The sequence below is a fragment of the Streptomyces sp. NPDC007095 genome, assembly GCF_040634475.1.
In the GTDB taxonomy this organism is placed as follows: Bacteria; Actinomycetota; Actinomycetes; order Streptomycetales; family Streptomycetaceae; genus Streptomyces.
The window spans coordinates 1-19,999 of sequence record NZ_JBEYFS010000221.1 but is presented as its reverse complement, the minus strand read 5'-3'; the positions used below and the strand labels follow the sequence as shown (position 1 = coordinate 19,999).

Annotated in this window: 13 protein-coding genes and 1 pseudogene; 5 read left to right on the top strand and 9 right to left on the bottom strand. The window is 68.9% G+C overall.

The genetic code is table 11. The features are described from left to right. From ABZ656_RS46360 to ABZ656_RS46330, 7 genes are all read right to left on the bottom strand, one after another. Positions 1-927 (bottom strand): phosphatase PAP2 family protein (locus ABZ656_RS46360; RefSeq protein ID WP_360277050.1); only part of this gene is annotated, 927 nt, incomplete at its 3' end. 110 nt (positions 928-1,037) lie between these two features. Further along, positions 1,038-2,072 (bottom strand): LacI family DNA-binding transcriptional regulator, encoded by a 1,035-nt coding sequence (locus ABZ656_RS46355; protein ID WP_101408185.1) that lies wholly within the window; start codon positions 2,070-2,072, stop codon positions 1,038-1,040. Between the two features lie 25 nt (positions 2,073-2,097). Continuing rightward, positions 2,098-3,801: a glycoside hydrolase family 13 protein gene (locus ABZ656_RS46350; protein ID WP_101405537.1), complete on the bottom strand. Its 1,704-nt coding sequence runs from the start codon at positions 3,799-3,801 to the stop codon at positions 2,098-2,100. A gap of 77 nt (positions 3,802-3,878) precedes the next feature. After that, on the bottom strand, positions 3,879-4,784 hold the full coding sequence (locus ABZ656_RS46345; protein ID WP_101405538.1) for a carbohydrate ABC transporter permease: 906 nt from the start codon (positions 4,782-4,784) through the stop codon (positions 3,879-3,881). A gap of 12 nt (positions 4,785-4,796) precedes the next feature. Next, the gene (locus ABZ656_RS46340; RefSeq protein WP_101405539.1) at positions 4,797-5,795 is read right to left on the bottom strand and encodes a sugar ABC transporter permease; all 999 of its coding nucleotides are present in this window, start codon (positions 5,793-5,795) and stop codon (positions 4,797-4,799) included. A gap of 710 nt (positions 5,796-6,505) precedes the next feature. Then, positions 6,506-7,795 (bottom strand): extracellular solute-binding protein, encoded by a 1,290-nt coding sequence (locus tag ABZ656_RS46335; protein ID WP_101405540.1) that lies wholly within the window; start codon positions 7,793-7,795, stop codon positions 6,506-6,508. Positions 7,796-8,080: 285 nt separating this feature from the next. After that, complete coding sequence (locus tag ABZ656_RS46330; RefSeq protein ID WP_360277059.1) at positions 8,081-9,463, bottom strand: alpha-amylase family protein; 1,383 nt, start codon at positions 9,461-9,463, stop codon at positions 8,081-8,083. Between the two features lie 260 nt (positions 9,464-9,723). On the opposite strand from ABZ656_RS46330, the pseudogene ABZ656_RS46325 reads away from it, so the two are divergent. From ABZ656_RS46325 to ABZ656_RS46305, 5 genes and pseudogenes are all read left to right on the top strand, one after another. Next, positions 9,724-10,305 (top strand): annotated as a pseudogene (locus ABZ656_RS46325) (transposase); the annotation flags it as partial. 103 nt (positions 10,306-10,408) lie between these two features. Continuing rightward, positions 10,409-10,648, top strand: coding sequence for a carbohydrate-binding module family 20 domain-containing protein (locus tag ABZ656_RS46320; RefSeq protein WP_360277045.1), 240 nt, complete (start codon positions 10,409-10,411; stop codon positions 10,646-10,648). A 153-nt stretch (positions 10,649-10,801) separates the two neighbouring features. Continuing rightward, positions 10,802-16,210, top strand: coding sequence for a pullulanase-type alpha-1,6-glucosidase (pulA, locus tag ABZ656_RS46315; protein WP_360277056.1), 5,409 nt, complete (start codon positions 10,802-10,804; stop codon positions 16,208-16,210). A gap of 69 nt (positions 16,211-16,279) precedes the next feature. Then, positions 16,280-17,899 carry a fused response regulator/phosphatase gene (locus ABZ656_RS46310; protein ID WP_101408187.1) on the top strand — a complete coding sequence of 540 codons (1,620 nt, stop codon included), beginning with the start codon at positions 16,280-16,282 and terminating at the stop codon, positions 17,897-17,899. 28 nt (positions 17,900-17,927) lie between these two features. After that, on the top strand, positions 17,928-18,287 hold the full coding sequence (locus ABZ656_RS46305; protein ID WP_101405542.1) for an isomerase: 360 nt from the start codon (positions 17,928-17,930) through the stop codon (positions 18,285-18,287). 3 nt (positions 18,288-18,290) lie between these two features. On the opposite strand, the gene ABZ656_RS46300 is transcribed toward ABZ656_RS46305, so the two are convergent. Next, a complete protein-coding gene (locus tag ABZ656_RS46300) occupies positions 18,291-18,995 on the bottom strand; it encodes a TetR/AcrR family transcriptional regulator (RefSeq protein ID WP_101405543.1) in 705 nt (234 codons plus the stop codon). 56 nt (positions 18,996-19,051) lie between these two features. Then, entirely contained in the window at positions 19,052-19,813 is a 762-nt protein-coding gene (locus ABZ656_RS46295) for a metal-dependent hydrolase (RefSeq protein WP_360277053.1), read from the bottom strand. Positions 19,814-19,999 lie beyond the last annotated feature (186 nt).

The following is a 19,999-nucleotide window of genomic DNA, read 5'->3' as shown; positions in this document are numbered from 1 at the left end:
CGTCCCGTTCTCCGCCGTCCGGATCACACACCGTGACCGGCGACGCACGGCCCGTCCGCCAGGGGGCGGAATGTCCAGCGGCACCAGGGGCGCGCCACGCGTCCCGGGAACCCAGCGGGGCAGGGCGTGGGGCAGGGCCCCGTACCAGAGGCGGGCGACCGTGAAGCCGAAGGCCAGGCACAGCATGCCGCCCACCGCGTCCAGCCAGAAGTGGTTGGCGGTGGAGACGATGACCAGCAGTGTGGCCGCCGGGTAGAGCAGGCCCAGGACACGGACCCACGGCACCGAGGCCAGCGCGAAGATGGTCAGACCGCACCACAGGGACCAGCCGATGTGCATCGACGGCATCGCGGCGTACTGGTTCGACATGTGCTTGAGGTCCCCGGAGGCCATGGAACCCCACGTGTGGTGGACGACCACCGTGTCGACGAAGTCGCCGCCGTTCATCAGCCGGGGCGGGGCGAGCGGGAAGAAGTAGTAGCCGAGCAGGGCCACCGCCGTGGTGGCGAAGAGCGCGAGGCGTGCCGCCGCGTACCGGCCGGGGTGGCTGCGATAGAGCCACACCAGGACCCCGAGCGTCACGACGAAGTGCAGCGTCGCGTAGTAGTAGTTCATCCCGATGATCAGCCATGTCACCGAGTCCACGGCGTGGTTGACCGACTGCTCGACGGCGATCCCGAGGTGGTGCTCCATGCGCCACAGCCAGTCGGCGTTGCTCAGCGCCTCCTGCTTCTGCTCGGGCACGGCGTTGCGGATCAGTGAGTACGTCCAGTAACTCACGGCGATGAGCAGGATCTCGAACCAGAAGCGGGGGCGACGCGGGGTGCGCACTCGGCGCAGAAACGCCTTCCCCGCGTTCTCCTCCGCGACGGGGCGTGGAGCGGCCCGGTCCTGGCCTTCCAGTGTCGTCACGGTCGTCTCACCCATAGACACAAAGTCTGCCAGAAAAGCGTTCCGCGACCGATCATCCCCTGGTCGGGTCCTGGCCGCACGTTCTACGACGGGAGGAGTCCTACGCGCAACGTAGGCGCTCCTCCTTAGGGACGATTCCGGTCCCCAGGGGCCGAAGCGGTCGAACCGCGCACCACCAGCTCCGGCATGAACACGAACTCACTGTGCGGCGCCGGAGTTCCACCGACCTCCTCCAGCAGCGTCCGCACCGCCGCCTGACCCATGGCCGGGACCGGCTTGCGTATCGTCGTCAGGGGCGGGTCGGTGAAGGCGATCAGGGGGGAGTCGTCGAAGCCGACGACCGATATGTCCTTCGGCACCTCCAGGCCCCGCTGACGCGCCGCCCTTATCGCGCCGAGGGCCATCATGTCGCTCGCGCAGACCACCGCCGTGCACCCCCGGTCCATGAGGGCGGTGGCCGCGGCCTGACCGCCCTCCAGGGTGTACAACGAGTGCTGGACCAGTCGCTCCTCGATGTCGGCCGGGCTCAGCCCCAACTGCTCCTGCATCGTGCGCACGAAGCCCTCGATCTTCCGCTGCACGGGCACGAACCGCTTCGGACCCAGGGCGAGTCCGATGTTGGTGTGCCCGAGCGAGACGAGGTGCGTGACCGCGAGGGCCATCGCCGCGCGGTCGTCCGGGGAGATGAAGGGCGCCTGGACCTTCGGCGAGAAGCCGTCGACCAGGACGAACGGGACGCCCTGGGCGCGCAGCTGCTCGTAGCGCTGCATGTCCGCCGAGGTGTCGGCGTGCAGACCGGAGACGAAGATGATGCCGGCGACGCCCCGGTCCACCAGCATCTCCGTCAGCTCGTCCTCGGTGGAGCCGCCCGGCGTCTGGGTGGCGAGGACCGGGGTGTAGCCCTGGCGGGTCAGGGCCTGGCCGATGACTTGCGCCAGAGCCGGAAATATGGGGTTCTCCAGCTCCGGGGTGATCAGGCCCACCAGGCCCTCGCTGCGCTGCCGCAGCCGGACCGGACGCTCGTAGCCCAGGACGTCGAGCGCGGCCAGGACGGACTGGCGGGTGGTCGCGGCGACGCCCGGCTTCCCGTTCAGGACGCGGCTGACAGTCGCCTCACTGACCCCCGCCTGGGCTGCGATGTCGGCAAGCCGTGTGGTCACAGGATTGGACTGTACCGGTCGCATCTCAGACTGCCCACCAGACCGTTGAATCTGCGGGCAGTTCGGTCGTTTCGGCACCCGGCTCGACGTCCGCGCTGGCGAGCAGCAGGGTGCCCGGGGTGGGCAGCGGGAGGGGGGCCGCGGTGAGGTTCACCGTGCAGACGAAGGAGCCCTCGGCGGTGTCCCGGCGGAAGGCGAGGACCCCGTCGGGCGTGGGCAGCCAGGTCACCTGGCGGCCCGCGCCGAGCGCCGGGTGCTCGCGGCGCACGGCGAGCGCGCTGCGGTAGAACTCCAGCGTCGAGGTGGGGTCGCCCTCCTGCGCCTCGACCGTGAGGTTCTTCCAGGAGGCCGGCTGCGGCAGCCAGCTCGGGCCGCCCTCGACCGGTCCGAAGCCGAACGGCGCGACCTCGCCGGACCACGGCAGCGGCACCCGGCAGCCGTCGCGGGTGCCGTCCTGGCCCGCGCTGCGGAAGAACGCCGGGTCCTGGCGGACCTCGTCGGGCAGGTCGACGACCTCGGGCAGCCCGAGCTCCTCGCCCTGGTAGAGGTACGCCGAGCCGGGCAGCGCCAGCATGAGCAGGGTGGCCGCCCGGGCCCGGCGCAGACCACGCGCCTCGTCCCCTTCCGCGAGACGCGTGGAGTGCCGTACCACGTCGTGGTTGGAGAGCACCCAGGTCGCGGGCGCGTGTACGGCGTTCATGGCGCCGAGCGAGCGGTCGATGACCTCGCGCAGGTCCGCCGAGTTCCAACCGGTGGTCAGGTAGGAGAAGTTGAAGGCTTGGTGCAGTTCGTCCGGGCGCAGGTACAGCGCGCTGCGCTCGACGGTCGGCGTCCACGCCTCCGCCACCGCGATGCGCCCGCCCGTCTCCCGCCCCCGCCCTTCCAAGGAAGGCCCTTCGGGCCCTGTCTCATTTCCCGTGTACTCGTCGAGGATCCGCCGCCAGCTGCGGTAGATCTCGTGCACGCCGTCCTGGTCGAAGTACGGCACGGCCTCGGTGCCGAGCAGCTTGACCTGCTCGTCGTGGCCGATGTCGGGCAGACCCGCCGCCTTGACCAGGCCGTGGGCGACGTCGATGCGGAAGCCGTCGATGCCGAGGTCCAGCCAGAAGCGCAGGATGGAGCGGAACTCGTCGTGGACGGCCGGGTGGTCCCAGTTGAAGTCGGGCTGCTCGGGCGCGAAGAGGTGCAGGTACCACTCGCCGTCCTCGACGCGGGTCCAGGCCGGGCCGCCGAAGATCGACTCCCAGTCGTTGGGGGGCAGTTCGCCGTTCTCACCCTTGCCGGGACGGAAGTGGAAGCGCTCCCGGATCGGCGAACCCGGGCCCTCGCGCAGCGCTTGCTTGAACCACTCGTGCTGGTCCGAGCAGTGGTTGGGCACCAGGTCGACGATCACCCGCAGTCCCAGGCCGTGCGCGTCCCGCACCAGGTCGTCGGCGTCCGTGAGGTTGCCGAACATCGGGTCCACCGCGCGGTAGTCGGCCACGTCGTAGCCCGCGTCCGCCTGCGGGGAGGCGTAGAAGGGGGACAGCCACACCGCGTCGACGCCGAGGTCCTTGAGGTAGGGGAGCCGGGCCCGGACGCCGGGCAGGTCACCCATGCCGTCGCCGTTGCCGTCCGCGAAGCTGCGCGGATAGACCTGGTAGATGACCGCGTCGCGCCACCACTCCCGGCGCCCGGAGGCGGCGGAGGAGGCGTCGGTGGGGAGTGCGTCGGTGGCGTGCTGGGTCATGGATTCCCTTAGGGGTGCGGGGGGAACGACGGAGGCGCTTGCTGAGTACGAGGGGTCCGCTAAGTGCGGGCGGGCCGTCAGGATTTCGTGCCTCCGGCGGTCAGACCGGAGACCAGGCTGCGCTGCACCAGCATGAAGACGAGGGCCGCCGGAAGGGTGATGATGATCGCCGTGGCCGAGGTCCACGCCCAGTCGGGCCGCTGGTCCTGCGCGAAGGTGCGGATGCCGACGGCGAGCGTGTAGTGGTCGGACTGCATGAACTGCGTGGCGTACGCGACCTCGCCCCAGGCGGTGAGGAAGCTGTAGAACGCGGTCACGGCGAGGCCCGGCTTGGCCAGCGGCACGATCAGCCGCCAGAACGTGCCGAACGGGGTGAGCCCGTCGACCCGGCCCGCCTCGTCTATCTCCTTGGGGATGGTGTCGAAGTACCCCTTCATCATCCAGGCGCAGAACGGCACCGCCGTCGTCGCGTACGCCAGGATCAGACCGAGGTAGTTGTCCAGCAGGTTCAGCTCGGACATAAGGAGATACAGCGGCACGATCAGCACGATACTGGGGAACATCTGCGTGACCAGGAAGGTCCACATCAGCTGCCTGCTGCCGGGGAACTTCATCCGGGACACCGCGTATCCGGCGGTCGCCGCGAGGAAGACGCCGAGCACGGTGGTGCCGCCCGCCACGACGACGGTGTTCAGGAACCACTTCGGCAGGTCCGTCTGGGACAGCACATCGCTGTAGTTGTGCAGGCTGAGGTGCGAGAACACCTCGCTCGGCTGCTGCCAGGCGTTCTTCGGGCCGAGCGAGATGAACAGGATCCACATCACCGGGAAGGCCGCGATCACCGTGGCGACGATCAGCGTGCCGTGCAGGGCGATCGAGGAGCCGAGGCTGCGCTCCTCGCGGCCGCGCACCTTGCCGGGGGTGGCCACGGCGGACCGGCCGGCGGCGGCGGTCGCGGAGGACTCGTGGGTTGCTGCGGTCATGGCGAGGGCTCCTTACGCCTGCTCGGACTTCAGGGTGCTGCGGCGGTAGAAGGTCGAGAAGGCCAGCAGGAGGGCGAGGATGATGATCCCGTACGTCGCCGCACCCGCGTAGTCCGAGATGCCGGTGAACGCCTTGCGGAAGGCGAAGGTGACGAGGATGTCGGCGTCGCCGCTCGTGTTGTTGCCCAGCAGCAGATAGATGACGTTGAACATGTTGAACGTCCAGATGCAGCCGAGCAGGATCACCGTGTTCGACACCGGGCGCAGACCGGGCAGCGTCACGTTGACGAAGCGCTGCCAGGGGGAGGCGCCGTCCATCTCGGCGGCCTCGTACAGCTCCTTGGGGATGGACTGGAGTCCGCCGAGCACCGCGACCATGTTGAAGGGGACGCCGATCCAGACGTTCACCATGATGACGGCGATCTTCTGGGCGAGCGGGGTGCCGAGCCAGTCCTGGGCCGGCAGGCCGAACGCGGTGATGATCTCGTTGAAGACGCCGTACTGGGAGTTGAGCATCAGCCGCCAGGCGAAGACGCCGATGAACGAGGGGACGGCCCAGGGCAGGATCAGCATGGCGCGGTAGAAACCGCGGAAGCGGACCTTGCGGTTGAGCAGCACCGCGAGGCCCATGCCGATGCCGACCTGGAGGGTCACGCAGGACACCGTCCAGATGACCGTCCACAGCAGGCGGGGGTAGAAGTCGCTGTCCGCGCCCGACAGCACGTGCCAGTAGTTGTCGAGGCCGACGAACTTGTAGGTGGCCGGGCGGTGGAAGGCGCCGATGGTGGACGCCACGTTCGACTCGTTGGCGTCGGTCAGCGACTGGTAGATGCCGTACCCGAGCGGATACAGGACGAGGACGGTGAGGACGATGGCGACCGGGGTCACCATGGCCCAGGCGTACCAGTACTTGTCCCAGGACCGCCGGAGCGCCGAAACGCGTGGGGGGCGCGCGGCGTTCTTGCCGGGCGCGGGCAGGTCGGTCTTCTCGGTGCTCGCTGCGGTCGTCATCCTCATCGGCTCTTTCGCGGCGGAAATGCGGAGGTCTGGGGGTCAGGAGATCCGGTGACCCGGGGTCCGGTGGTCCCGTGGTCCCGGTGTCCCCGTGGGTCTGGTGGATCTGGGGCTCGGTGGGTCCGGGGTCCGGTGGATCTGGGGCTCGGTGGGTCCGGGGTCCGGTGGATCCGGGGTCTGGTGGGCCCGGGATTCAGGGGCTCGGGGGTCCGGGGACCCGGTGAAGACCCGGGATCCGGGTTCCGGTGGGTCTGGTGGTCTGGTGGTCTGGTGGATCGAGGGTCTGGGGGTTGGTGGGCCCGGATCCAGGGATCCGGTGGGTCCGGGGTCCAGGGGCCCGGGATCTGCTGGGCCCAGGGTCCAGGGGCCCGGATCTGCTGGGCCCAGGGTCCAGAGTCCGGGGCCTGGTGGATCCGGGATCCGGGACTCGGTCAACCGCGGGGCCAGGGCCCTGGGGGCTGGTGGATCCGGGGTCCAGGGTCCGGCGGACCAGGGATCCGGGACCCGGGGTCCGGTCAACCCCTGGGGCCAGTGCCCTGGGGGTCTGGTGGGCCCGGGGCCCGGTGGGGCCGGGGGCCGGTGGGTCCGGTGATCCTGAGGGAACCGGTGACCGCAGCCCCGGGGGAGCCCCGTTCGGGGCGGCAGCGGGGAAAACGTTCCCCGGGGCTGCGCGTTCTTCGGTTACCGGTGGATCAGGGGTTGCCCGGTCAGCCGATGGTGTAGCCGGGCAGGAGCTTCTGGAACTCCTTGGCGGTGGCGTCGAGACCGGCCTTGACGTCCTCGCTGCCCTGCAGGATCTTCACGTAGTTCTGCGCGAGCGGCGTGAAGAGCGAGCCGACCTGCGGCAGCGCGACGCGCGGGCGGGCGGTCTGCTCCAGGATCGGCTTGAAGCCGGCGATCTTGGCGTCCGCCGTGACCTCGGCCGTGTACGCCGACTTGCGGGTCGGCAGCGTGCCGGTGCCCTTGGCGATCTCGACCTGGCTGTCGGTCGAGGTCATGAACTGGGTGAAGAGGTACCCGGCGTCCAGGTTCTTGGAGCCCTGGTAGACCGCGAGGTTGTGACCGCCGGTCGGCGCCTGGGCCTTGCCGCCGGGGCCGGCCGGGACGGGCGCGTAGCCGAGGTTGGCCTCCTTGCCCTTGAAGGCGCTGCCGCTGAGGTCGTCGCTGACGGACCAGGGGCCCTGGACCAGCATGGCGACCTTGCCGGTCTTGAACGCCGTCTGCATGTTCTGGTAGGCGTTGGCGTAGTCGACCTTCATCGACGCCTCGTCCTGGATCTTCTTCGCCGTGGTGATCGCGGTGACGGCGTTGGCGTCGGAGATGGTGATCTTCTTGGCCGAGGTGTCGGCCATGTCCGCGTTGTTGCTGTAGAGCAGCGGGAGCAGGAAGTACGAGTCGGGGTTGAGGTAGGTGCCGTACGCCCCGGTCTTCTTCTTGATGGTCTTCGAGTCGGTGATGAACTCGTCCCAGGTGGTCGGCGGCTGCGCGATGCCGGCCTTCTTCAGGAGGTCCTTGTTGTAGAGGAGACCCAGGGTGTCGGTGACCGAGGGGACGCCGTACGTCTTGCCGTTGTACTTGGCGGTGTCCAGCGGGCCCGAGTTGAAGTCCGAGGTGTCCTTCAGCGCGCTCGTGCCGTCGAGAGGCGCGATGTAACCGAGCGAGGCGTACTCGGCCATCAGGCCGACGTCGGTGCGGACGACGTCCGGGGCACCCTTGCCGCTCTTCGCCGCGGACTTGAACTTCTGCTCGACGTCGCTGAACGGGACGCTCTGGTAGTTCACCTTGATCTTCGGGTACTTGGCCTCGAACTTCTTGATGAGCGCCTTGTACGTCGGGGCTTCGGTCGCCGCGTCCGATGTGTCCCAGTACGTGATCGTCCCGGAAATGTCGCCGGCGGCCTTCGGCTTGCTCGACGAGTTGTCGTCGGAACCACCGCAGGCGGTCGCGGTCAGCGCGATGACGGTCACTGCGGCGGCGATCGATATGCCACGTCGCATATGAACTCCTAGAAGAGGGTTTGCCCGGATCTTCCCTTGGGAGGACCGCGGGTGCCGTCTGTCCCATCGACGGCCGCCGGGCTGGGGAGGAAACTAACAGCGCTGCAAGTCCTTGCGAAAGACGTTGCAAGGAAATTTCCGCAAGATCCCGCAAGCGTGACGTTCCCGTTACCGCAAGGTGTCGCAAAGAGGTCGCAAAGAGGAAAGCGCCGTATCGGGTATGTCCGATACGGCGCTTTCGGTGCGGGCTCTCGTACGGCCTTCCGCGCGGCTCGCGGAGGCCGCTCAGCAGCTGGTCTTGCCCGCGTAGAGCGCCAGCGCCGTGTTCGCGCCGAGGGTCGCCGTGAACTGCCCGGAGCTGTTCACCGTGACGTTGGTGTTGTTCTGGACATTGCAGTACGTCCCCGCCGCGAGGGATGTCTGATAGGTCCGGGTCAGCGAGCCCGACTCGTGGTTGATGGCCACGTATCCCTTGGCGCCCCGGCCGAAGGCGATCGCGTCGTTGCCGTCGTCCCACCAGTCGGTGACCGACTGGCCCCTGGTGGCGTTGCGGAAGGCGACCATCGACTTGATCTCCGGCCAGGCGTGCTGGCACTTCCAGCCGTCCTGCCAGCAGGCGTTGACGGTGCCACCATTGGGCGGTCCGGCGTCCACGTCCGACCACTCGTAGCCGGAGTTGATGTCCGGGGCGCCGTACGGGTAGGCGAGCATGAAGACGTTGGCGAGGGTGTAGTTCGCCCCGTCCTTGTAGTTGAGCGTCGAGCCGTTGCGCTCGGTGTCGTGGTTGTCGACGAAGACGCCCGCGACGGAGCTGCTCATATAGCCCCAGCCCTCGCCGTAGTTCTTCAGGTAGGCGAGGTTCTCGTTGTTGAAGACCCGCTTGAGGTCGTAGGCGTACCGGAACTCCTGTACGTCGCCGTTGCCGGTGTACTCGGTCGGCTGGACCGCCTCCCCGGCGCCGTAGATGACCTCCTGCTTCCAGTACACCGACGGATTGGTCAGCCGCGACTTGATGTCGGCGAGGTCGGCCGCCGGGATGTGCTTGGCCGCGTCGATGCGGAAGCCGTCCACGCCGTACCCGAGCAGGCTGTTCATGTACCCGGCGATGGTCTTGCGGACGTACTCCTCGCCGGTGTCCAGGTCGGCGAGCCCGACGAGCTCGCAGTTCTGGACGTTGGCGCGGTTGGTGTAGTCGCTGACCGTCGCCGTGCAGTCGTCCATGTCGTACGAGGAGTACAGGCCCGGGTAGTTGTACTTCGTGTACGAAGAGCCGCCGGTGCCGGTGCCGGAACCCGCCGCCATGTGGTTGACGACCGTGTCCGCCACGACCTTCACGCCTGCCGCGTGACAGGTGTTGATCATGTTCTGGAAGGCGGTCGCGTCACCGAGCCGCCCGGCGATCTTGTAGCTCACGGGCTGGTACGAGGTCCACCACTGTGAGCCCTGTATGTGCTCGGCGGGTGGCGAGACCTGGACATAGCCGTAACCGGCCGGCCCCAGCGTGTTGGTGCATTCCTTGGCGACCGAGTCGAACTTCCACTCGAACAGAACGGCGGTGACGTCCTTCGTGCCCGGCGGTGAAGCCGCCGCGACACCCGGGGGGAGGGCCACCGAGACCGCCAGGCCCGCCGCGAGGGCGAACGAGGCGGCAAGTGTTTTCCTGGCCATGTTTCTTGCCATGTGGGTGCTCCTGCACTTCGTCGTGCGGGTGGGGGGAACGGAAGTTATCCGTTGGTTCGAGTTTCAGCAAGATGTCGAAAGAACTTCCAACGCGTGTATTGACGCGGCCACTTGGCCGCGCCCACTCTCGCATCGCGGTCAACTTGACTCCCCAGAACCCCAGTTGCCCGCGTTCCCGCACCTCCGTCCCCCGCAAGGAGTTGCTGTCATGCGCTGGATCAGATCACGGGCGTTACCCCTGGCCACAGATGGACGACCAGGCCCACGCCGCCCGCACCCTGCGGAATCTGCTGCACGACTGGTGGACGATGCTCCCGAGGGAGCGGCGGTCGCTCGCTGCGGCGGACGCGGCGATCCGCCAGGCCCGCAAAGAGATCGACTGGCTCGGCGCCCTGCCCGCCCAGGCCGCGCAGGCGGTACTGAAGACGTACTTCCAGGCGTGGAAGAACTGCTGGGACGGCCGGGCGGACGAGCCGAACTTCAAGGCCCGCTTCCGTGCGGTGATGTCGGTGGACATCCCGCAGGGCCCGGACCTGAACATCGTCCGGGTGCACCGCCGTTGGGGCATGGTCGACATTCCCAAAGTCGGCCGGGTCCGGTTCCGCTGGACCAAAGACCTCCCAGTCGGCAAGCGCGCGGGCACCGTCGACCGGATCACCGGGGCACGACTGGTCAAGGACGCCCTGGGCTGGCACATCGCCTTCCGTGTCCAGACCCTTGAGGGCGCACCCGAACCGCACCAAGGGCCGGAAGTCGGCATCGACGTCGGCGTGAGCGTGCCCCTGGCCCTCTCGGACGGGGACACCAAGCCCCACGGTGGGTGGCTGACCGAGAAGGACCGGGAGAACGCTTCGATCCGGCTGGACCTTCAGGGCCTTCAGTCAGAGTGCCGAGGCGCCGCCGAACTCGGGCGGCTTCGTCACCGGCACCAACGTGTACGTCGTCGGCTCCATCCCCTCCCTCGGCTCCTGGAACACCGCCGACGCGATCCCGCTGTCCTCGGCGTCGTACCCGTACTGGGGCAGGCTGGTCATCGTGCCCAAGTCGACATCGTTCGCGTACAAGTACGTCAAGAAGGACTCCTCCGGAAACGTGACGTGGGAGTCCGGAGCCAACCGCGCCTACAGCACCGGCTCGGGAACGGGTTACAGCGTCAGCGACACCTGGCACTGAAAGTTCTTGCTCGGAGTTTCAAGACTCTTGCTGTAAAGCTTGCGTGGGCGATACCGTCGCGCCGGTCGCCCGGCATCGAGGCCGTGTCTCGGTCAAGCCGGTCCCGAACGAGCCGTTTTGAGCCGTATTCACTAGGAGTTCACGCCTGTGGCCCTGATACCGAGATGGCCGGCGCCCGGGGCGCGCCGCCGCACCCCGCCCCAGCGAAGAATCGCGGCCGTCGCCGTGGCCGCCCTCGCGGCAGCGTTCCTTCAGCCGATCGCGGCGCGGGCGCAGACCCCGCCCGCGCCGCCCTCGGACGCGAAGCTCGCCGCCGAACCGGCCCGGCACGACGACACGCGCGAGCAGTTCTACTTCGTCATGCCGGATCGTTTCGCCAATGGTGACACGTCCAACGACCGGGGCGGGCTGACCGGTTCGCGCCTCAGCACCGGATACGACCCCACGGACAAGGGCTTCTACCAGGGCGGTGACCTGAAGGGGCTGACCAGCAAGCTCGACTACATCAAGGGGCTCGGCACCACCGCCATCTGGATGGCGCCGATCTTCAAGAACCAGCCCGTGCAGGGCGAGGGCAGCAACGCCTCGGCCGGGTACCACGGCTACTGGATCACCGACTTCACCCAGGTCGACCCGCACTTCGGCACCAACAAGGACCTCGCGACCCTCATCTCCAAGGCCCACGCCAAGGGCATGAAGGTCTTCTTCGACGTCATCACCAACCACACCGCCGACGTCGTCGACTATGAGCAGAAGTCCTACGACTACCTCTCCAAGGGTGCCTTCCCGTATCTGACCAAGGACGGGAAGCCCTTCGACGACGCCGACTACGCGGCGGGAGGCGCCGGGTTCCCGTCCGTGGGCGCCGGGTCCTTCCCCCGCACGCCCGTCGTGCCCGCCGCCAAGAAGAACGCCAAGGTGCCGTCCTGGCTCAACGACCCGACGATGTACCACAACCGCGGCGACTCCACCTATGCCGGCGAGTCCACCACCTACGGCGACTTCTCCGGCCTCGACGACCTGTGGACCGAGCGTCCCGAGGTCGTCAGCGGCATGGAGAAGATCTACGAGAAGTGGGTCAGGGACTTCGGCGTCGACGGCTTCCGGATCGACACCGTGAAGCACGTGGACATGGAGTTCTGGACGCAGTGGGCCACCGCGCTCGACAAGTACGCGGCCGAGCGGGGCCGGAAGGACTTCTTCATGTTCGGCGAGGTCTACTCCGCCGACACGTCGATCACCTCGCCGTACGTCACCCAGGGCCGGCTCGACGCCACTCTCGACTTCCCCTTCCAGGACGCGGCACGCTCGTACGCCTCCCAGGGCGGCAGCGCCAAGAAGCTCGCCTCGGTCTTCGGTGACGACTACAAGTACACGACCGACAAGGCCAACGCGTACGAGCAGGTCACCTTCCTCGGCAACCACGACATGGGCCGCATCGGGTACTTCCTGAACCAGGACAACCCGAAGGCCACCGACGCCGAACTGGTGAAGAAGGACGAGCTCGCCAACGAGCTGATGTTCCTCAGCCGCGGCAACCCGGTCGTCTACTACGGCGACGAGCAGGGCTTCACCGGCGCGGGCGGCGACAAGGACGCCCGCCAGACGATGTTCGCCTCCAAGGTCGCCGACTACCTCGACGACGACGAGCTCGGCACCGACCGCACGCACGCGAGCGACGCCTATGACACGAGCGCACCGCTCTACAAGGAGATCGCCGCTCTCTCGAAGCTCCGCAAGGACAACCCGGCCCTCGCGGACGGGGTGCAGACCGAGCGGTACGCGGCCGACGGGGCGGGCGTCTACGCCTTCTCCCGTACGGGCGGCGACAAGACCGAGTACCTCGTCGCGCTCAACAACGCGGACGAGGCGAAGACGGCGACCTTCGCGACCGGCTCCGCCGACATGACGTTCCGGGGGATCTACGGGACCTCCTCCCGGCCGACGAGCGACGCCGACAAGAACGTCACCGTCACCGTCCCGGCCCATTCCGCCGTCGTCCTCAAGGCGGCCCGCCCGCTCGGCGCCCCCGCCGCGAAGCCCTCGCTCACCCTGAAGGCACCGGACGCGGGCGCCACCGGCACCGTCGAGCTCGGCGCCGACGTCACCGGCGGTCAGCTCGACCGTGTCGTCTTCGCCGCCCAGGTGGGCAATGGGAAGTGGCGGACGCTCGGCTCCGCCGACCACGCCCCGTACAAGGTCACCCAGGTCATCGGCAAGGACGTACCCGCCGGAACCGCCCTGCGCTACAAGGCGGTGGTCGTCGACTCGGCCGGGCGGACCACGAGTGCGACCGCCGCCACTACGAGTGGCACGCCGCCCACCGCCGAGGTCCCCACCGCGTCCTCGCGGGACTACGCGATCGTCCACTACAAGCGCACCGACGGCGACTACACCGACTGGCGGCTCTACGCCTGGGGCGACCTCGCCGACGGCGAGTCGACGACCTGGCCCGCGGGCCACGACTTCGTCGGCCGGGACGCCTACGGTGCCTTCGCCTATGTGAAGCTGAAGCCGGGCGCCTCCAGTGTCGGCTTCCTCGTCATCGACAAGGACGGCAACAAGGACGTCGCCACCGACCGCACGATCGACGTCACCAAGACGGGCGAGGTCTGGGTCGAGCAGGGCAAGGAGGCCGTACAGACCCAGCGGACCGACTACCCCGCGCAGGACACGACCAAGGCCGTACTGCACTACCACCGCGCCGACGGCGACTACACCGGCTGGGGACTGCACGTCTGGACCGGAGCCGCGACGCCCACGGACTGGTCCAAGCCCCTGGAGCCGGTCAGGACCGACGCCTATGGCGCCGTCTTCGAGGTGCCGCTCGCCGCGGGTGCCACCAGCCTCAGCTACATCCTCCACAAGGGCGACGAGAAGGACCTCCCGACCGACCAGTCGCTCGACCTCACCGCGAACGGCCACGAGGTGTGGCTCGTGAACGGGCAGGAGAAGTACCTGCTCCCGCAGCCCGCGGGCAGCGCGGCCGCGCTCGACCTGACCACCTCCAAGGCGGTCTGGATCGACCGGAACACGGTCGCCTGGAACGGCTCCGAGGCCGCGGCCTCCAGTCAGCTGCTGTACTCCCACGACGGCTCGATCGCCGTCAAGGACGGGACGCTGACCAGCGACGACGAGCGGTGGCTCCGGCTTTCCAGGACCACCCTCACCGACGCCCAGAAGGCCGCGTTCCCGTACCTCAAGGACTACACCGCCTGGTCCGTCGATCCGCGTGACCGAGGCCGGGTGAAGGAGGCCCTGAACGGTCAGATCGTCGCCTCGCAACGAGCCGCGAACGGCGCCGTGCTCGCGGCGACCGGCGTCCAGATCGCCGGCGTACTCGACGATCTGTACGACGCGACCAAGGCACAGCTGGGTCCGACGTTCCGCGACGGGCGTCCCACGCTCGCCGTGTGGGCGCCGACCGCGCAGAGCGTGGCGCTGGAGCTCGGCGGCTCCACGGTCGCCATGAAGAGGAACGACACCACCGGCGTCTGGTCCGTCACCGGCGCGAAGTCCTGGCGGAACAAGCCCTACCGGTACGTCGTGAAGGTGTGGGCACCCACCGTCCGCAAGGTCGTCACCAACAAGGTCACCGACCCGTACTCGCTCGCCCTCACCGCCGCCTCCGAGCGCAGTCTCGTCGTCGACCTGAAGGACAAGTCCCTCGCCCCGAGCGGCTGGTCCTCCCTGAAGAAGCCCAAGGCCGTGCCGCTGCGGGACGCCCAGATCCAGGAGCTGCACATCCGGGACTTCTCGGTGGCGGACAAGACCGTCCGGGCGAAGGACCAGGGCACCTACCTCGCCTTCACCGACAAGAACAGCGACGGGTCCAGGCACCTGCGGGCCCTCGCCGCGTCGGGCACCTCGTACGTCCACCTCCTGCCCGCCTTCGACATCGCCACCATCCCCGAGAAGAAGTCCGACCAGGCCACCACCGGCTGCGACCTCGCCTCCTACCCCGCCGACTCCCAGAAGCAGCAGGAGTGCGTCGCCGCGATCGCCGCGAAGGACGCCTACAACTGGGGCTACGACCCGTACCACTACACGGTCCCGGAGGGCTCGTACGCGAGCGACCCGGACGGCACCGGCCGGACGGTCGAGTTCCGCAGGATGGTCAAGTCGCTGAACGAGGACGGCCTGCGGGTCGTCATGGACGTCGTCTACAACCACACGGCCGCCAGTGGTCAGGCGGACACCTCCGTGCTCGACAGGATCGTGCCCGGCTACTACCAGCGGCTCCTCGCCGACGGGTCCGTCGCCACCTCCACCTGCTGTGCGAACACGGCCACCGAGAACGCCATGATGGGCAAGCTGGTGGTGGACTCGATCGTCACCTGGGCCAAGGAGTACAAGGTCGACGGCTTCCGCTTCGACCTCATGGGACACCACCCCAAGGCCAACATCCTCGCGGTCCGCAAGGCCCTCGACGCGCTGACCCCGGCGAAGGACGGGGTCGACGGAAAGAAGATCATCCTGTACGGGGAGGGCTGGAACTTCGGTGAGGTCGCCGACGACGCCCGTTTCGTGCAGGCGACCCAGAAGAACATGGCCGGGACGGGCATCGCGACCTTCTCCGACCGGGCACGCGACGCGGTGCGCGGCGGCAGCCCCTTCGACTCCGACCCCGGCGTCCAGGGTTTCGCCTCGGGGCTGTACACCGACCCCAACTCCTCTGCCGCCAACGGCACTTCGGCCGAGCAGAAGGCCCGGCTGCTGCACTACCAGGACCTCATCAAGATCGGGCTCAGCGGCAACCTCGCCTCCTACCGCTTCACCGACACCGACGGCAAGGAGGTCAAGGGCTCCGAGGTCGACTACAACGGCCAGCCCGCCGGATACGCGGCGGCACCGGGCGACGCCCTCGCGTACGCCGACGCGCACGACAACGAGTCCCTGTACGACGCCCTCACCTACAAGCTGCCCGCCACGACCAGCGCGGGCGACCGGGCGCGGATGCAGGTCCTCGCCATGGCGACCGCCGCCCTCTCCCAGGGGCCCTCGCTCTCCCAGGCCGGCTCCGACCTGCTGCGCTCCAAGTCCCTCGACCGCAACTCGTTCGACAGCGGCGACTGGTTCAACGCCATCCACTGGGACTGCCGGGACGGCAACGGCTTCGGACGCGGACTGCCGATGGCGGCCGACAACGCGTCCAAGTGGCCCTACGCCACACCCCTGCTGAGCACCGTCAAGGTGGGATGCCCGCAGATCGAGGGCAGCTCCGCCGCGTACCAGGACCTGGAGCGGATCCGTACGACTGAGAACGTCTTCTCGCTGTCCACCGCAGGGCAGGTGCAGTCGAAGCTCTCCTTCCCGCTGTCCGGCAAGGACGAGACGCCCGGCGTGATCACGATGGAGCTCGGCGACCTCGTCGTAGTCTTCAACGCGACACCGAAGACACAGGAGCAGACGGTCGGCGCCCTGGCCGGGACGGCGTACGCGCTGCACCCGGTGCAGGCGGCGGGCGCCGACCCTATCGTCAAATCCTCCTCTTACGAGGCGAAATCGGGCACGTTCGCCGTTCCGGGGCGCACTGTGGCGGTATTCTCCCGGACCTCCTGAAAGGGCATTACCTTGGTGGGGCAGACCTCGAACCCGGTCTGCCCCACCGGCGTGTCCAAGGGCTGGCAGATGGAAGTCAACGGCAAGCGGACAGACACGACCGTGCTGGTCGTGGACGATGCGGCGGCCAGCAGGTACGCCATGAGTGCCGTGCTGCGCCGTGCCGGTCACCAGGTCGTCCCGGTCGCCACCGGCTCCGAGGCGCTCGTCGAACTCGACGTACGGCTGCGCAAGGGCACCCTGCCCGACGTGGCGCTCATCGATGTGGAGCTGCCGGACATGAGCGGCTTCGAACTGTGCCGCCGGCTCAAGGCCCGGCCGCACATGGCCGGTCTGCCCGTCGTGCACTTCTCGGCCGCCGCCGTGGACGCGGGTGATCGCTGCCGGGGCCTCGACGTGGGCGGCGAGGCGTATCTGACGGTGCCCGCCGAGCCCGAGGAGATCGACGCGGTGGTCCGGGCCGCGGTGCGCGCCGCCCGCCTCAGGGCCGACGACCAGGCGCTGGCACGGCGGCTGACCCGGCTGGCGGAGACGGTCGTCGCCATCCAGACGGCGCGCTCCCCGCAGGAACTCGCCGACGCGGCCGCCGACGGCGCCGCCCGGCTCACCGGCTCTCCCGCCGCCGTCTTCGTCCTCGGCCCGGACGACGAGCTGTACCGCGGCACCTCACGGGACCGTACCTCGCTCGCGATGCCCGACGAGGGCGCCCACCAGACCGTGGCCGGTCTGCTCCGACGGCTCACCCGGGGGCAGTCGGGCGTCCAGATCACCACGGTGCCCGCGCCGCTGTGGCCGGCCGGGTTCTTCCGGCCGGGCGTGCAGCACGACGCCCGCCTGGCGCTGATCCCCATCCAGGAAGGCCGGGCCTCGGTGTGCCTCGCCACGCCCACCCGCGGGGTGCGCCGGATCAACCCCGAGGACGAGGCCCTGCTGGCCCGGCTCGCCGAGGCCACCGCGCTCGCCGCCGAACCGCTGCTCATGTACCAGGTCGAAAGGCACGTCGCCCTCACCCTCCAGCACAGCTTCCTGCCCCAGCCGCACCGGCTGCCCGAACTGCCGGGCGTCGACGTCGTGGTCCGGTACGTGCCCGCGTCCCAGGAGACCGAGATCGGCGGCGACTTCTACGCGGCCCTGCGCACCGGCGAGGGCGTGCTCACCGCGGTCGGCGACGTCGTCGGGCACTCGCTGGAGGCGGCCACCGTCATGGTCGAGATCAGGCACGCGCTGCGCGCCTACAGCGTCGAGGAGAGCGACCCGGCCGTGCTCGCCGAGCGCCTCGACCGGATGCTCCAGCGCTACCACCCCGGCATCACCACGACCGTCTGCCTGGTCCTGGTCGACCCCGCCACCGGACGCACCCGCATCGCCAACGCCGGCCACATCCCGCCGCTGATCATCCGGGACACCGGGGGCGCCGACTACTCCAAGGCCGCCGGCCCGCTGCTCGGTGTGGGTCTGCCCCACCCGTCGCCCACCGAGCTGTTCCTCGAACCCACCGACCGGCTCCTCATGGTCACCGACGGCCTGATCGAGACCCGGGGCACGGATCTGGCGGTCTCGATGGAGCACCTCCGCGCCGCCGCCACCGGCGCCCTGCCCGGCCTGGACGCCCTCTGCGACACCCTGCTCGACTGCTTCGGCCGGGACCGTGAGGACGACATCGCGCTGCTGGCGCTGAGGCTAGGGTGATCGGGAATCCCTTAGAACAGGAGTGCCCATGCCGAACATCACCGTCGAGCATTCCCCGGCTCTCGACCACGTCGACTGGCGCGCCTTCGCCCTCGCGCTGCACCCGGTGGTCGTCGAGACCGCCGCCGCGAAGACCGAGGCGTGCAAGACGCGGACGCTGCGCACCGAGGACGAGGTGGTGGGAGCGGAGGCGGACCCGGACGCGCACGCCATCGTGCACGTCACTCTCGCCCTGCTGGCCGGCCGCACCGAGGAGACCAAGGCGAAGCTCACCGAGGCCACCCTTGAGCTGCTGCGCAAGCACATCGAGCCCACCGACGGGCTCACGCTTCACGTGTCCGCCGAAGTGCGCGAGCTCGACCCGTCGTACCGGAAGTACGTGCAGTAACCGCTATGAGGCGGCCGGGGGCGAGGCCAGCGCGATCAACCGGACGGCGAGGTCGGTGAACGGCCCGTCGCCCGGGTCGCCCTTGAGCGCCTGACGCAGCACCGCGCCGAGCTCCTCGTCGTGCGTGGCGCTCACCGCCGCCAGCGCCGCGAAGTCCTGCACGAGCTGCACCTCCAGCTCGCCGCGCGGAATCCGCCGCCCGTCCAGCCAGATCAGCGCCGTCGACTCGACGAGCGAGATCCAGGAGCGGATCACCAGCTCCAGGCGGACGGGCGGGTCCTCGACCTTCAGATGCGACAGGATCTGGACGTAGGCGGCCTGTCGCACCGCGTCGACGAGCGCGTTGGTCTTCGAGGAGCCGACCGCGGGACCGCCGCGCATCAACGCCGCGAAACCGGGCCCGTGGTCGTCCACGAAGTCGAAGAAGCGGCGCATGACCCGCAGCAGCCGCGAGCCCACCGGGCCTTCGTGCGGCTCCACGAACCGGCTCGCGAGATCGTCCGAGGCGCGCTGCAACGCCGCCTCGTACAGACTGAGTTTGCCGGGGAAGTAGTGGTAGACCAGCGGTCGTGAGATACCCGCGGCCGAGGCTATCTCGTCGATGGAGACCTCGTCGGGTGAGCGTCGGCTGAAGAGGTCGAGGGCGACGCCGATCAACTGCTGCCGCCGCTCCTCGACACCCATCCTGCGGCGTACCCCGGTTGTCATACGAACACCTTACCGATCGGATCCGGCCTCGAACGGGCCGGTCCGGCCATGGTCGTTCACATGTCCAACACGATACGATCACCGCGCGCCCGCGAAACACAGATCAGCATCGAGTCACCACGCTCCGTGTCGGTGAGCAGTTCGTCGCGGTGCTCGATCTCCCCTTCCAGCACCCGCTGTTGGCAGGTTCCGCAGAATCCCTGCTCGCAGGAGTAGGCGGTGTCGGGCAGTTCGGCGCGTACGGCGGCGAGCACGGTGGTGTCGGCGGCGACGCTCACCGTACGTGCGCTGCGGCTCAGTTCGACCTCGAAGGCGCCGTTGCCCTCGGCGGAGGTGCTCGGTGTGAACCGTTCCAGGTGCAGCGCCGCATGGTCGGGCAGTCGGCGTCCGACCGCCTCCATCAGCCACCACTTGCGAGCCCTGCCGGGCGGCAGGGTGCGATCGCCGAGCAGCTTCTCGGAGAACCAGTCGACCTGGGCGGTGTACGGCGTCGGGTCGAGCCCCAGTTCCCTGAGGTGGGGGAGTACCTCGTCGTGGGCCTGCGAGTGCATCGCCTCCTGCCCGATGAACCCGATGACGTCCGCGCGCAGCCGCTCGTCCCGGATATGGGGCAGCACCTGCTTGTACACGTGCACGAACCAGCGCTCACCGGCCGGCAGCAGCAGGTGCAGCACGTTCATGGTGTGCGTGGCGAACGGCTCCCCCGGCACCCAGTGCAGCGGTGTGTCCTCCCAGGAGAACGACACCTTCCGTGCCTTGAGCGGTATTCGCTCGGACTCGACCGGCCGGGGCAGCCGGGCGGCATGCTTGTTAGAGATGCCGTCAATGTACTGACGGGTAGGTGCCGGGAGAACCCCCGTGCGCCCACTTGCTGACGCGAAGGTCGGCTCTGGCGGGTCCGGGGACCGGCTAGGCCCTGTCGTCAAATTCCCGTCTGCCCTGCGACGCCATGCACGCACTCTCACCGCACCAGGCACAGATCCAAGTACGTCCAGTACGAGGGC

What these genes read in the sequence shown, in the direction of transcription:
- ABZ656_RS46350 (WP_101405537.1), bottom strand. Translation starts at nt 3,801, where the DNA reads ATGACCCAGCACGCCACCGACGCACTCCCCACCGACGCCTCCTCCGCC.
- ABZ656_RS46345 (WP_101405538.1), bottom strand. Translation starts at nt 4,784, where the DNA reads ATGACCGCAGCAACCCACGAGTCCTCCGCGACCGCCGCCGCCGGCCGG.
- ABZ656_RS46340 (WP_101405539.1), bottom strand. Translation starts at nt 5,795, where the DNA reads ATGACGACCGCAGCGAGCACCGAGAAGACCGACCTGCCCGCGCCCGGC.
- ABZ656_RS46335 (WP_101405540.1), bottom strand. Translation starts at nt 7,795, where the DNA reads ATGCGACGTGGCATATCGATCGCCGCCGCAGTGACCGTCATCGCGCTG.
- ABZ656_RS46330 (WP_360277059.1), bottom strand. Translation starts at nt 9,463, where the DNA reads ATGGCCAGGAAAACACTTGCCGCCTCGTTCGCCCTCGCGGCGGGCCTG.
- ABZ656_RS46310 (WP_101408187.1), top strand. Translation starts at nt 16,280, where the DNA reads ATGGAAGTCAACGGCAAGCGGACAGACACGACCGTGCTGGTCGTGGAC.
- ABZ656_RS46305 (WP_101405542.1), top strand. Translation starts at nt 17,928, where the DNA reads ATGCCGAACATCACCGTCGAGCATTCCCCGGCTCTCGACCACGTCGAC.
- ABZ656_RS46300 (WP_101405543.1), bottom strand. Translation starts at nt 18,995, where the DNA reads ATGACAACCGGGGTACGCCGCAGGATGGGTGTCGAGGAGCGGCGGCAG.